Here is a 13,643-nt window from a genome sequence, read left to right on the forward strand (position 1 = left end):
TCGCGGTACGCACCTCGACCACGTCAGTATTTCGACGGCCAATCGATTTCACTTGCGCCCCTGTCAGCTGCCCAGCGCCGCACTAGTACCGCCAGGCGTATCCGCGTATCGGACGAGTTGCCAGGCACTACGTCGATGAATGAGTTCCGGATGTGGACTGCCACGCCCATGCAGCGGCGCACGGAAGGTCGCTGCGGGCAACAAACTTCCAGCAGCAAACCAGCGAATCCCATCGAGTGCATGGCTATCTTCGCAACGCCACCATCCGCTAGCTGGGCAGGCCGCGCCAGTCTTCGTGATACTGCCTATCGGTGGCTCGACATATGCCATGGGCGAGTCGCCAGCAAGTGTCGCGAGCAGTTCTGAACCGGGAATAGCTTGCTCAATACCTGGCAGAGAAGCAAGACGCACGCTGCTACGTTTGTCTACCAGCGTCCATAAGGTCGGGTTACTGCTCTCGAAGCTAGGCTGCACGCCGCGCAGCCTCTGCCATACGGTCTGCTGGGGCAAGAGCAGTGCTTGGGGCATGCGTTGGCCCTCTCTGACGAATTGCTGCTGCCCGCCGAACACGCCGATGTCTCTATTGCCATCGCTACATTGCCACCATCCGCTATGCGGACACACATCACCGGCAGATGCACAAGTGCCGAGCGCCACTGTTGTTTGCTGAGACGTTGTTGCGCCTGCTGGTTCGATAGAGCGAAGCCGAATACTGGTAGCAATCCGGTCCCAGAGATCAAACATTGCCTCTTCAGACAGCGTCGACTGCACAGGTTTACCGCCGGTGACCGGATTGGTGCCCGACTCCAGTTCCAATGTCAGCAAGGGCGCATGAATGTCGTCCTGTTTGCCGGCCATTTCCCACTGAAATGAATACCCGGTAGTAAAGTTAGGTTCCAACACCCGCATGACCAATTCATCGCCGGTCAAGCCGTTGATGGTGCGCGAATGCTCGCGTAGGTGCGTAAAAGCCAGGCGCATGAAGACGGGTTGACGCTCGGCCGATGCCGCGTGCCGCGCTAGCAATCCAGGAGCCGGCTCGGTCCCCGCCAGCGAAGAAAGGACGATGTTGACGTCAGGATGTCCCGGCAATCCAGCGAACATGACGACGCTCTCGTTCTCCGGATGCTCATATGGATCGCGAACGATTGCGTGCCCTATGCAAAAACCATTTTCTCGCGGTATCTCATCCTGGCCCAAAGGACGGAACTGCCCAAGTAGCCTGGCTAGTTCATCTCCGCTGTCCAAAGCCATTCCGTCAGCTTTTGCCGTGACGCTGACGCCTGGAAGCCGAATCATCCCTTGTACATCGACGTCTTCGATCGCGACGATCCGCTTTCCTTCGAAGGCCCGCGCCTTGCGCCGGTTGTATACGTAGACTTTTCCTTGCGCAGTAGTCAATGAGACTGGCTTTACCGACTCGAACTGGCGAAGGCCGGTTCCCCCGTCCGACTCATCGGCTTCGGTTTCGAACTGCTTGAGACGCTCGGCGAATTCCTCGTCCGTTTCAAGTGCGGTGCTCGCGACATCATAACCACTGACAAATCCACGTCCGATATGTACTGTTGCGTCGGCCGGAAGGTCGATGAGAAATCGACCGACGCAAATCGTCTTCATCTTATCTGTCATCTTCGCCACCTTTTGCTTATCTTGTACGGTCTGTACCGAGTTGGCGAAAAAGGACGCCAGCGCCAGGGACAACGCCATTACACCGCCAATCCAGCGCACCCGGCTCCTGAGCCGTTTCATCTGATTTCCTGAACGATCTTGACGATAAGATGCCGTGTCAGGAGTAGCATGTCCTCATGATGAAAGCTGTCCTGATGCCGAAATCCAGCTGGCGCAAAAATCTGTCGGATGTGGTGCGTCGGTCCTGCACCGGATTGAACAGGCAATGTTTCGTCCCCATTGGCATCTTGCGGCCAAACCGAGAACGACAGACGTACGCCACCCTCGACCTCGATTTCTCGCGCACCGTCTTTTCCATATGCGATCAACTTGCCGGCCCGGATATTTGCTGGCGTAAGGACGGCGTGGGAGCTGGGGGGAACCTTGGCTACCCATCTGATCTGCCCGTATGCTTTCAGTGACCTGTCCGCACCATAGAAGGCGTACGTATTTGGGTGATAATACGGACGACCCGGCTCGTTCGGAGATTCGTCTGACAAGACTTTTGTATGGAAGCGCTCAGCTTCATCAATGGCACTTAGAATGCGCTTCCTGACGCCGCCGTTCTTTCTTCCGTAGCGATGAGCTGGATCTGCCAAGACAGGGTCAATCATTCGATACCAGGAGTCCATGTCACGATACAGCTCGTACGGACTACTCACGGGGAGTGACACCATGTCACGTACATCGTCCCGTCCATTTGCTCCCCATATGGTCTTGATAATCAACCATGGTTTTGGATAAAGATGGTTTGGCAGAAGTTGTAGGACTCCTGGCGCGACTGCCATCACCGGTGTTGTCTTGGCGCTTGTATCTCCCGCAATCTCGGCGAATTTGGCCGCTTTAATATTATCGGCCAAGCCGTTGGTGAAGTTCCCGCCCTCGGTGCCGCATGCGATACGGCGATATGCAACAGGGGCGCCCAAGGCTGGCATCACTGCGTGTATGATCCCTGCTATATCGGAGCCGCCGCTCTCGGGGACACTCAGGCGCGAGCAGGCCCGTGCAACAAGCCCCCCCATTGAGTGAGTCACAATGATGACCTGACGGCACTCATGCCTTCTTTCGGTCCAAAATTTCTTGATCTGATCGATCCGTTTACGCAGGGATTTAGCTGCAACCTCGCATGAGTCAAGCCAGTTGTAGCCAAAAGCATAGACCGGATATTGAAAGGCGGCGTAACGCTCGAGTTCCGATTCGGTTACGTTCTCGATACTTCGCACTCCCCAGCGCTCGGGCTCGCATTGCATGACGCGCTTCCAGTAGTGGCGCACTTGTCGAATGCCGTATGGCGACACCTGGAATGTCTTTTCCAAGTGTCGCTGCAAATCTACCAGCAGTGCACCATAGGACGAGGTATGGACTTCGCCCCAACCGCGCTCGCGCATAACCGCTGCATCGATCGCACAAAAAGGCAGATTGAGTTCACCACCCGGATCTACTTCGAGCGTACCGGGATCCAGAATGCGCTGCCGAGCGGCAGGAGAACGCGAGTCCCATTTCTCGGCCTCCCGATACGCATCAATGGCCTTGTTCGGAGGCCTCCAGGCAGGCTCCCCGGGCTTGGGTTCGTCGCCATCGCGTGCTGCCATATCGCGCCGGACGCGTAAATTCGACCCCATGATCCCGGGCACAAAGATCACCGGAATCACCTTGCGCGACCCAATGGTGACCCTGGCCCTCACCTTGAAGGCCGTCGGCGTCGCGACCGTATGCGCCACCAGGCTTCCATCGCGGTCGACAGTTGGCTGGGGAATTGGACGGGTCGGCTCCTTCATGCCCGGCCCGCACCGGGATCGTCTGGTTCGTCGTCCGGCAACAGGCGCAATTCGATGTCGCCCATCGCGTAGCTGCAGAGGATGCTGGTGCGTCCCTCGTCGTCGGTGACACCCTGGATGCGGGTGCCGTCTTCGTGGCGGGCGACATAGCGCTTGCCCCGTGCCGGCAGGTTCGTCTGGCGGTCGAGCACCACCACCCGCTCGTCCGTTTCCAGTTCGGTCGCCGGCAGGCGCAGGTCTGCCGGCGTTCCGCCGCCGGGAGAAAGATGCTCTACCGACGCCGCCCTGACCACGTGCTTGCCGCTGCTCTGGTGCGTGATGGTGCCTCCGTCCCAGTCGGTCTGGGTGCCCTGCGAGACAACCTTCACCGACGGCGCTTCGAGCTCGATGCCGGTGGCGGCGATCAGGCGGATGCGGCTGGACGACTTGATCTCGATGTCCCCGCGATGGGTCTCAACCACAATGTCGCCGCGGGCGGCGATCAGCTTCATGCCCAGTTCATAGGCGAACATGCTCAGCGCGCGCGAGGCCCGCAGGAACAGGCTACGACCGGTCGCCAGTTCGGCGTCGCCGGTCGAGACGATATCGATCTTGGTCTGGGCGCCGAAGGCGATGCTGTCGTCGCTCGCGACCACCACGCCGGCCGGGCCGTTCACCGCCACCAGCGGCTCGCCCCCCGTCCCCGGGCCTGGTGCGACGTTCGAGCCGTCGTGCCATTGGCGCAGCCGATCAGCCAGCGCGTCCAGGCGCGGCTTGGCTTCTTCGCTCTCGCCATGGTCGCCCGCGAACCGCCCGAGCGTGTCCAGCACGCCGTGCATCGTTTCCATGAGGCCGACCAGGCTGGCGCGCTCGAGCTGGGCGCCGGCGTCAATCTGCTTGCCGCCCGCGCTGAGCAGGATGCCCTCTCCGCCACGCAGCGCCACCGCCTTGTCGCTGCGCAGCTCGGCCCCTTCGCCGCGCGGGCCTGCCTGTCCGTTCGCACGCGGCTCGGACAGCCAGCCGAGGTTCAGCTCCGAAGCCCCATGTTCGCTGGCCAGCTGCACCGCGATCTGGCCTGGCGTGTCGTCGAACAGCAGTTGACCGCCGCGCGCGCCACCGATCTCGCGGCTACGCATCCCCGACAGATACCGATTACCCGGCAACTCCCCCGCCCTGCTCAGCGCCGGCGGCTGCGCGCGCTGGTTGTACAGCTGCGACAGGATCACCGGCCGGTCCGGGTCGCCGCCCATGAAGGCCACCAGCACCTCGGTGCCGACGCGCGGCAGGCCGAGCGAGCCGGCCTGCTGCTGGCTGCCCGGCCCGGCGCCGGCCCAGTTGGACGCCACCCGCACCCAGGCCGAATCGGCCGGCGTGTCGGAGGCGCCGGCGCCGTGCGCATGACGGTGGTCGCCCGTGCGCATGCCGGGAAAGCGGATCTTGACCCGGCCCAGCGCATCGCAATGCACTTCTTCGCCGGGCGGGCCGGTGACGATCGCGCTTTGCAACTGCGGATGCGGCAGGTCGACCCGCGGATCGAAGCTGGGCACCAGCGGGATGCCGCGCCGCACCGCGTCGAAGCTCACACGTACCCGCACCGCGTCCAGCGATGACGGGGTGTCGGGAAAGGCGGCGGCGTCCATCCAGGCGCCCATCAGGCGCCGTACGCGCGCCGAGACGTCGGCCGGCAGGTTGTTCTCGGCCTCGACGTGCAGCGCGGTGATGGTGAAGTCGCGCTCGGCCGCCGGGTGGGTGTCGATCTCGGGGTGGCCGCTCAGGGTGAACCATTCGCCAGCGCGCAGGTCGCGTACGCCGCCTTCGCCATGGAAGCACTTGGTCTCGAACTCGTGCCGGTTCATGCGCACCTGGCCGAGGCGCCAGTGGTCCTCGACGTCGTTGCCTGCATGCGGCATCTCGACCTGGTAGTCGTCGAGACTGGCGGCGAGCTGGTTGCCGCTGCGGCCCTGGTCGGCCATGCTGCGCGCGGTGGCGGTCATGAACTGGGTGCCGAGCGGGTTGCGATAGTCCCAGCTGTGGCGCGTGGTGCTACCCGCCTGCAGGCGGCGTGCGGCGCTCCAGGAGACGATGGTGTCGCGCTCTTCGCTGGCGCCGCCGCGGTGGTAGCGCACGGTGCCGGCGCCGTTGCGCGGCAGCGAGTTGGAATCGGCGAACAGCACCAGCGTGTGCACCGGCGAGGTGTCGCGCTCGACCTCGAGCGTCCGGGTGCGCGCATGGCCGGGGCGGAAGGTCCAGGCCACGCCGCGCCGGCGCAGCAGGCGGCGCACGAAGGCGGCGTCGGACTCGTTGTATTGCATCGTCTGTTCGCGCGGCGGGAACTGGCGCATGTCGAACAGTGGATCGAGCTCGTATTCGAAGGCGCTGGCCAGCACGCCGTTCGACGAGCGCCATTCGTCGAACAGCACCTGCACGATCTCGAGTTCGTTCTGGTAGCGGAACACGCGGCTGTTGACGCGCTTTTCCATGATCGCCAGCGCGTCGCGGATCACCAGCTGGTAGACGCCCAGGCCACCGTCGTAGTCGCCGGCGCGGGCTTCGGCCACGATGCCGCTAGCGCTGCGCAACTGGCCGCGGTCGGTGACGAACTGGATTTCGGCCGGCAGCGCGATCAGTTCCTTGAGCGGCAGGCGCGGGGTCGAGGCGACGCAGGTGATGACGTATTCGAGGCTGCCGCAGACCGACTCGCTGCCGCTGACCCGCTGCGGCAGCAGGACTTCATCGGCAAGGTGGTCGGCATGGCCCAGGCGCAGCCGGATTGCCCGATGGGCCGTCGTCAGCGATTTCTCGTGCTGCAGCATGCGCAGGAATTCGCTCGCGCTGTCCAAGTGTGTCTCCTGTCCGGTAATCGCTGGGGTCAGCGCAACTCGTCGAAACAGAATCTTGGCACGGCGGTATCAATTACAGTTTGCTCGCGCTCACAATTGACGAGTGAACTACGTCGAAAACCGATACTCGTGGCTTTCGTGTCAAGGACACAGCGCCGCCAGGCGGGGAATGGCTGCCAGCGAGGCGCGGTAGGCGGCTTCGCGCACCTCGTCCACCCCGATCCCGCGCAACTCGGCCAGGGTAGCGCCAATGCCGGGGAGTTGATCGGGACTGTTGCGTCCCGGATGAATCCAGCTCGGCGCGATGTCCGGCGAGTCGGTCTCCAGCACGATGGATTCCAGGGGCAGTTCGGCCGCCAGGCGCCGGATCTGCAGCGCGCGCGTGAAGGTCATATTGCCGCCGAATCCCAGGTGGAATCCCAGCTCAATGAAATTCTGCGCCTGCTGGAAACTGCCGTTGAATGCATGGGCAATCCCCCCTGGCGGGCGAATCTGGCGCAGGTGCTTGAGCACCTGGTCTTGCGAGCGCCGCACGTGCGTCAAGACCGGCAGGCCGAAGTCGCGCGCGATGCGCAGCTGTTCGCGAAAGAACCGTTCCTGCTTGTCGCGCATGGCGGGTTCGGTCAGTTCCGGGATGAAGAAATCCAGACCGATCTCGCCAATGCCCACGAAGCGCGGGTCGCTCATCGCCTGCTCCACCCGGGTGCGCATATAGACCAGGTCTTCGTCCTGCGCCTGTGGCACGCAGATCGGATGTATGCCAAGCGCATAGCAGGCGTTGGGACTGCCGTGCGCCAGGCCGGCGACGGCATCGAAATTGCCCCGCTCGACCGCCACGATCACGATCATCGACACACCCGCCTCACGCGCCTTCAGCGCTTCCCCAGCGCCGTCGCCGCCATACTCGCGGGCGTCAAGGTGGACGTGGGTATCGATCCACATCGCTCAGCCTTCCGCCGGTTGCAGGCCGTGCTCGGTCATGCGCAGCACGCGGTCGCAACGGCGCGCCAGTTCCATGTCGTGGGTGACGATCACGAAGGCGGTGCCGAGGGTGCGCGACAATTCGAGCATCAGGTCGAAGATGATTTGCGCCGTGGTGTGATCGAGGTTGCCGGTCGGTTCGTCGGCCAGCACGCATGCCGGCTGGGTGACCAGCGCGCGCGCCAGCGCCACCCGCTGGCGCTCGCCGCCCGACAGTTCGCCCGGACGGTGCACCACGCGCTTGCCCAGGCCCACCCGTTCCAGGATCGCCTGCGCACGCTCCATGGCGACCGCGCGCGGTTCGCGCCGTATCAAGAGCGGCATCATGACGTTGTCGAGCGCGGTGAATTCAGGCAGCAGGTGGTGGAACTGGTAGACGAAGCCCAGCGCCGTGTTGCGTAGCTCACCGCGGCGCGCTTCGGACAGGTTGGCGAAATCCTCGCCGTGCAGGGTCACCGAGCCGCTGCTCGGCGTATCCAGGCCGCCCAGCAGGTGCAGCAGCGTCGATTTGCCGGAACCCGATGCGCCGACGATGGCGACCCGCTCGCCCCGGTGGACGGCGAAATCGATGCCTTCGATCACGCGCACATTGGCGTCGCCCTGTTTGAAGGTTTTACCGAGGCCGCGGCAGGCGAGCACCGGCGCGCCGTTGAATGCATCACTCATAACGCAGCGCCTCCGCCGGTTTCACGGTTGACGCGGCCCAGCTTGGATAAACGGTGGCGGCAAACGCCAGCAGCACCGAGATGACGCCGATGACGGCGACATCCGGCCCATGCAGGTCGGACGGCACGGTACTGATCAAATATATATCTTTGGACAAGAACTCCACTCCCAGCAAACGTTCGATGAACGGAACGATGACATCGATGTTCAGGCTCACCGCCACCCCCATGCCGATGCCGGCCAGCGTCCCGAGCACGCCGACCACCCCGCCCTGCACCATGAAGATCTTCATGATCGATTGCGGCGACGATCCGAGCGTGCGCAGGATCGCGATATCTGCCTGCTTCTCGGTCACCGTCATCACCAGGCTCGAGACCAGGTTGAAGGCGGCCACCGCGATGATCAGGGTGAGGATAATGAACATCATCTTTTTTTCGGTCTGTACGGCAGCGTACCAGTTGGCATTGAGCTTGGGCCAGTCGCGCACCGTCAAGTCTCCCGTCATCTGGCCCTTCAATTGCTCGGCCACTTCAGGCGCCTCGCGCATATTGGCGATGCGCAGGCGCAGGCCCGACGGCGCCGGCAGCCGCTCCAGGCGCTGGGCGTCTTCCACGTGGATGAAGGACAGCGCCGCATCGAAGTCGAAATGGCCTGCCTCGAAGATGCCGGCGACGGTGAAGCTGCGCGTGCGCGGCACCATGCCGGCCGGCGTCACCTGGCCCTGGGCAAGCACCATCGTCACCTTGTCGCCCAGGCCGACGCCGAGCGCGCGCGCCAGCGCATAGCCCAGCACGATGTTGAACTGGCCTGGCTTCAATGCGTCGAAACTGCCCGCGCGCACCTGGCGCGCCACGGTCGACACATTATCTTCCTCGCCCGGCAGCACGCCGCGCACGATCGACGGGCGCATCACGCCGTCGCGCACCAGCAGGCCCTGGGTCTCGACGAACGGCGCGGCGCCCAGCACGTTCGGATTGCGCAGGGCTTCTTTCGCCGACGCGCGCCAGTCGGGCATGCTGCCCGAATCGTCGAATACCTCGATATGCGCCAGCACCGACAGCATGCGGTCGGTGACCTGCTTCTGGAAGCCGTTCATCACCGACAGCACGATGATCAGGGCCGCGACGCCGAGGGCGATGCCCGCCACCGAGATCAGCGAAATGAAGGAAATGAAGCTGCTGCGCCCGCTGCGCTTGCCGGCGCGCGTGTAGCGCAGGCCGACCTGCCACTCATATGGCAGTTTGTGGATGATGCTCATGCGTTCCTGAATCGAAAATGTGAACCGGAGTGTGCCAATGCGCCGCGCTCATTCATACCGCAGCGCCTCGGCCGGCTTGACGCGCGAAGCCGCCCAGCTTGGGTAGATCGTGGCCAGGAAGGACAGCACTACGGCCACGCCGCCGATCCAGCCGACGTCGTTCCAACGCAGCTCGGACGGCATCTCGCTGATCAGGTAGACCTCTTGCGACAGGAAGTGCACGCCGAGCAGGCGTTCGATGGCCGGCACGATCACGTCGACGTTCAGCGCCACCAGCACGCCAAGTCCGACGCCGAGCAGGCCGCCCAGCATGCCCACCAGCGTGCCCTGCACGATGAAGATCTTCATGATGCCGCGCGGCGAAGCGCCCAGCGTGCGCAGGATGGCGATGTCGGCCTGCTTGTCCTTGACCGTCATGACCAGGGTCGAGACCAGGTTGAAGGCGGCCACCGCCACGATCATGGTCAGGATAATGAACATCATGTTCTTTTGCGACTGCACGGCGGCGAACCATACGGTGTTCACGCGGGTCCAGTCGCGCATGATCAGGTCGCCCGCCATCGACTGCTGCAGCTCGTAGGCCACGCGCGGCGCCTGCTGCAGGTCGGCCAGGCGCAGGCGCAGGCCGAGCGGCGCCGTGGCCCCGGTCGCGGTCTCGGCGTCGGCGATGTTCATCAGGGCCAGCGTGGAATCGAATTCGAAGTGACCGGCCTCGAAGATGCCCGACACGTTCAGCGCGCGCGAGCGCGGCAAGGGATTTTCGCCGGGCGAGGCGGCGCCGCCCAGGATGCCGCTGCTGGCCACCAGCAGCGACACGCGGTCGCCCACTCCGACCCCGAGCGACTTCGCGAGCGCGCGGCCCAGTACGACGTTATAGGAACCGGGACGCAGCGAATCGAAGCTGCCTTCCTTCATCTGCTGGACGATATCGGACACCTTGGCTTCTTCGGTCGGCTCGACCCCACGCAGCAGGGCCGGCTTCATGACGCCATCGACCAGCAGCATCGATTGCGCATCGAGGAAAGGCGCGGCGGCGCGCACCTCGGGATGGCGCAGCGCATCGGCGCTGGTGGCGCGCCAGTCGGGCAGCGCGCCGCGCGCATCGAAGATCTCGACGTGGGCCAGCATCGACAGCATGCGGTTGGTGACTTCCTTCTGGAAGCCGTTCATCACCGACAGAACCACGATCAGGGCGGCCACGCCGAGGGCGATGCCGGCCACCGAGGCCATCGAGATGAACGAAATAAAACTGTTACGGCCGCTGCGCTTGCCGGCGCGGGTATAGCGCAGGCCGATCTGCCATTCGTACGGAAGTTTATGGGTGATGCTCATACAATCCTGTCGGTTCTTGTTCTTTTGGCTTCGCCAACCCGGCAGTTTGCCAGACAAACCACTTTTGTGGCGCGGATTATCAAAAACCCATGTGCAAACGCCGTCCGGCAAACCAAGATCGAACCCGCCGGTCGGCCGATTTTGGCCTAAAATAGCGGGATGGCTCATATTACGCTTGTCCTGCCGTTCGCCCTCCCGCTCCCCGAATTCGCCCCCGACATGGTCCGCGCCCTGCAGGCTCCGGCCCTGGCCGCGCTGCTGTCGCGCACGTCGAGCGCCAGGCGCGCGCCCAAAGCCGACACCGTCCACGCCCTGCCGCATGAAACCTGGCTGGCGCGGGAGCTCGGCCTGGCCGACGATGGCCGCACCCCGTTCGCCGTCGCCGCCATGCGCGGGCTCAATCTCGATCCGGGCGCCGGCCGCTGGCATATCGTCACGCCGGCCCACATCCAGATCGCGCGCAGCCACCTGATGATGGCCGATACGCGCCAGGTCAGCCTGGACGACGCGGACGGCCGCGCGCTGTTCGACGCCGCGAGCACGCTGTGCGAAGAGATCGGCCACGAACTGCGCTATGGCGACGCCCACACCTGGTTCCTGCGCGCCGACGACTGGACCGGTTTCGACACCGCCAGCCCGGACACCGTCGCCAATATGGACCTGACCGACTTCATGCCCAAGGGCGCTCAGGCGCAAGCCTACCGGCGCCTGCAGAACGAAGTGCAGATGGCCTGGCACGCGCACCCCGTGAACGCCGCGCGCGAGGCGAAGCGGCTGCCGGTGGTGAACGCGTTCTGGCTGTGGGGTGCGAGCGGGGGCGCCAGTGTGCAGGCACAGCAGCCTGTGAAGAACATGGCCAGCTACGCCGTCCCCGGCTGGCTGGCCGCCCTCGGCCAGCAGCGCCTGCCTTCGCTCGATCGCCTGGATGACGTCCTGGCGCAGGGTGGCCTGCTGGTCGCCGGCAACCTGGGCGAGGCCGCGCTGGCCGCCGACTGGCACGGCTGGCTGCAGGGCATGCAGCACCTTGAAGACGCACTGTTCGCGCCGCTCCTTGCTGCCCTCAAGGATGGCCGCGTGCGCGAGCTGCGCCTGGTCCTGAGCAGCCGCGAAGGCCTTGCCGACTACACGACGACCGCGATGGCGCAGCGCAAATTCTGGCGCCGCCCGACACTGGATTCACTGACTTGACCCAAAAGACCCGCATTTCCACCCGCCCCTGCCCGTTCCGCATCTCGGAACTGCTGCGCCAGGATGGCGTCCACCCGGTGCTGGCGCGCATCTATGCCGCGCGCGGCCTGGAGCACGTGCGCGAACTCTCGAGCGAGCTGACGGCGCTGTCGCCGCCCTCGGGCCTGAAGCACATCGACACGGCCGCCGTGTTCCTGGCCGACGCCATCGGGGCCGGCAAGCGCATGACGATCGTCGCCGACTACGACTGCGACGGCGCCACCGCTTGCGCGGTCGCCCTGCGCGGCCTGCGCGCGATGGGCGCTGAGGTCGACTACTTCGTGCCCAACCGCGTCGTGCATGGCTACGGCCTCACGCCCGGCATCGTCGAGATCACGGCGCGCGAAAAGAACCCCGACATCATCGTCACGGTCGACAACGGCATCGCCAGCATGGAGGGCGTGCTCGAGGCCAACCGGCTGGGCATCGAAGTCGTCGTCACCGACCACCACCTGCCGGGCGACACCCTGCCGCCGGCGCGCGTGATCGTCAACCCGAACCAGCCCGAATGCGGCTTCCCGAGTAAAAACCTGGCCGGCGTCGGCGTCGTGTTCTATGTGCTGCTGGCGCTGCGCGCCGAGATGCGCCGACGCGGCGTGTTCGACGCCCAGACCCAGCCCAAGCTGGACAGCCTGCTCGACCTGGTGGCGCTGGGCACCGTGGCCGACGTGGTCAAGCTCGACGCCAACAACCGCATCCTCGTCGCGCAAGGCCTCAAGCGCATGCGCGCGGGCCGCATGCATGCGGGCGTGGCCGCCCTGTTCCGCGTGGCCGGCCGCGAAGCGCGCTGCGCCTCGCCGTTCGACCTGGGCTTTGCCGTCGGGCCGCGCCTGAACGCCGCCGGCCGTCTGGAAGACATGGCGCTCGGCATCGAGTGCCTGACCACCGACGACGAGGGCCGCGCCTGGGCCATCGCCCAGCAGCTCAACGAGATCAACCTCAAAAGGCGCGAGATCGAGGCCGAGATGCAGGACACCGCCCTGCTGCACCTGGACAGCTTCGAGCCGACCAGCGCCAGCACCATCGCCGTGTTCGACGAAGGCTGGCACCAGGGCGTGATCGGCATCGTCGCCTCGCGCCTGAAAGAAAAATTCTACCGGCCGACGATCACCTTCGCCCCGGCCGGCGACGGCTGGATCAAGGGCTCGGGCCGCTCGATCCCGGGCTTTCACTTGCGCGATGCGCTCGACCTGGTGTCCAAGCGCGTGCCTGGCCTGATTGACAAGTTCGGCGGCCACTCGATGGCGGCCGGCCTGTCGATCCGCCACGACGCTTTCGAACATTTTTGCCAGGCCTTCGAGGCGGTCGGCCAGGCCTGGCTGACCGAGGCCCAGCTCGAGCGCATCGTCGAGACCGACGGCCCGCTGGAGGATGAGTTCTACTCGACCCAGTTCATCGAACTGATGGATGGCCAGGTCTGGGGCCAGGGCTTCGCGCCGCCGGTGTTCTGCGACGAATTCCGCGTGGTCAGCCAGCGCGTCCTCAAAGAGCGCCATCTGAAACTGCTGCTCGAGAAAAACGGCCGCCGCTACGATGCGATCTGGTTCGGCCACCCCGACAGCCTGCCCGAGCGTGCGCGGGTGGCGTTCAGGCTCGATGCGAATGAATACAATGGGGTGACCAAGGTGCAGCTGCTGGTGGAGCATGCCGAAGCGGCCTAGAGTCTATCTGACTGAATCTTGCGTCATAGCGTCCGTTTGTACGTCAGCCCCGCAGCCTCAGCACGTCATTCCCGCGAAGGCGGGAATCTAAGTCTTACGGCTCACTGCCGCCCTTCCACGGAGTGGCTGCGCTACGTACTTGGATTCCCGCCTTCGCGCACTGGTGTCCGGAATAATTTCGGGCGCTTGAATAAGCCCGCTTCATAGGAAAAACCACGTCGTTCCCGCGGAGGCGGGAACCCAAGTGTGCCCG

At 64.6% G+C, this 13,643-nt stretch carries 9 protein-coding genes; 2 read left to right on the plus strand and 7 right to left on the minus strand.

The window, feature by feature from the left end:
• Positions 1 to 63: 63 nt before the first annotated feature.
• From SOM61_RS12610 to SOM61_RS12640, 7 genes are all read right to left on the minus strand, one after another.
• Positions 64 to 1,749 carry a T6SS immunity protein Tli4 family protein gene (locus SOM61_RS12610; protein WP_320474416.1) on the minus strand — a complete coding sequence of 562 codons (1,686 nt, stop codon included), beginning with the start codon at positions 1,747 to 1,749 and terminating at the stop codon, positions 64 to 66.
• On the minus strand, positions 1,746 to 3,446 hold the full coding sequence (locus tag SOM61_RS12615) for an alpha/beta hydrolase (RefSeq protein WP_320474417.1): 1,701 nt from the start codon (positions 3,444 to 3,446) through the stop codon (positions 1,746 to 1,748). The genes SOM61_RS12610 and SOM61_RS12615 overlap by 4 nt, the downstream gene beginning before the upstream one ends.
• Positions 3,443 to 6,265, minus strand: a complete 2,823-nt coding sequence (locus SOM61_RS12620) for a type VI secretion system Vgr family protein (RefSeq protein WP_320474418.1) — start codon at positions 6,263 to 6,265, stop codon at positions 3,443 to 3,445. The genes SOM61_RS12615 and SOM61_RS12620 overlap by 4 nt, the downstream gene beginning before the upstream one ends.
• Positions 6,266 to 6,406: 141 nt before the next feature.
• Positions 6,407 to 7,207, minus strand: a complete 801-nt coding sequence (locus SOM61_RS12625; protein ID WP_320474419.1) for a TatD family hydrolase — start codon at positions 7,205 to 7,207, stop codon at positions 6,407 to 6,409.
• 3 nt (positions 7,208 to 7,210) lie between these two features.
• Positions 7,211 to 7,912: a lipoprotein-releasing ABC transporter ATP-binding protein LolD gene (lolD, locus tag SOM61_RS12630; RefSeq protein ID WP_320474420.1), complete on the minus strand. Its 702-nt coding sequence runs from the start codon at positions 7,910 to 7,912 to the stop codon at positions 7,211 to 7,213.
• Positions 7,905 to 9,170: a lipoprotein-releasing ABC transporter permease subunit gene (locus SOM61_RS12635; protein WP_320474421.1), complete on the minus strand. Its 1,266-nt coding sequence runs from the start codon at positions 9,168 to 9,170 to the stop codon at positions 7,905 to 7,907. Before SOM61_RS12635 ends, lolD begins: the two co-directional genes overlap by 8 nt.
• A 48-nt stretch (positions 9,171 to 9,218) precedes the next feature.
• Complete coding sequence (locus SOM61_RS12640) at positions 9,219 to 10,502, minus strand: lipoprotein-releasing ABC transporter permease subunit (RefSeq protein WP_320474422.1); 1,284 nt, start codon at positions 10,500 to 10,502, stop codon at positions 9,219 to 9,221.
• Between the two features lie 159 nt (positions 10,503 to 10,661).
• On the opposite strand from SOM61_RS12640, the gene SOM61_RS12645 reads away from it, so the two are divergent.
• Both SOM61_RS12645 and recJ read left to right on the plus strand, forming a co-directional pair.
• A complete protein-coding gene (locus tag SOM61_RS12645; RefSeq protein WP_320474423.1) occupies positions 10,662 to 11,690 on the plus strand; it encodes a hypothetical protein in 1,029 nt (342 codons plus the stop codon).
• Positions 11,687 to 13,390, plus strand: a complete 1,704-nt coding sequence (gene recJ, locus SOM61_RS12650) for a single-stranded-DNA-specific exonuclease RecJ (protein WP_320474424.1) — start codon at positions 11,687 to 11,689, stop codon at positions 13,388 to 13,390. Before SOM61_RS12645 ends, recJ begins: the two co-directional genes overlap by 4 nt.
• Positions 13,391 to 13,643 lie beyond the last annotated feature (253 nt).

Origin of the sequence: Massilia sp. CFBP9012 (assembly GCF_034045115.1) — a bacterium.
Taxonomy (GTDB): domain Bacteria; phylum Pseudomonadota; class Gammaproteobacteria; order Burkholderiales; family Burkholderiaceae_D; genus Telluria.

What these genes read in the sequence shown, in the direction of transcription:
- SOM61_RS12610 (WP_320474416.1), bottom strand. Translation starts at nt 1,749, where the DNA reads ATGAAACGGCTCAGGAGCCGGGTGCGCTGGATTGGCGGTGTAATGGCG.
- SOM61_RS12615 (WP_320474417.1), bottom strand. Translation starts at nt 3,446, where the DNA reads ATGAAGGAGCCGACCCGTCCAATTCCCCAGCCAACTGTCGACCGCGAT.
- SOM61_RS12625 (WP_320474419.1), bottom strand. Translation starts at nt 7,207, where the DNA reads ATGTGGATCGATACCCACGTCCACCTTGACGCCCGCGAGTATGGCGGC.
- lolD (WP_320474420.1), bottom strand. Translation starts at nt 7,912, where the DNA reads ATGAGTGATGCATTCAACGGCGCGCCGGTGCTCGCCTGCCGCGGCCTC.
- SOM61_RS12635 (WP_320474421.1), bottom strand. Translation starts at nt 9,170, where the DNA reads ATGAGCATCATCCACAAACTGCCATATGAGTGGCAGGTCGGCCTGCGC.
- SOM61_RS12640 (WP_320474422.1), bottom strand. Translation starts at nt 10,502, where the DNA reads ATGAGCATCACCCATAAACTTCCGTACGAATGGCAGATCGGCCTGCGC.
- SOM61_RS12645 (WP_320474423.1), top strand. Translation starts at nt 10,662, where the DNA reads ATGGCTCATATTACGCTTGTCCTGCCGTTCGCCCTCCCGCTCCCCGAA.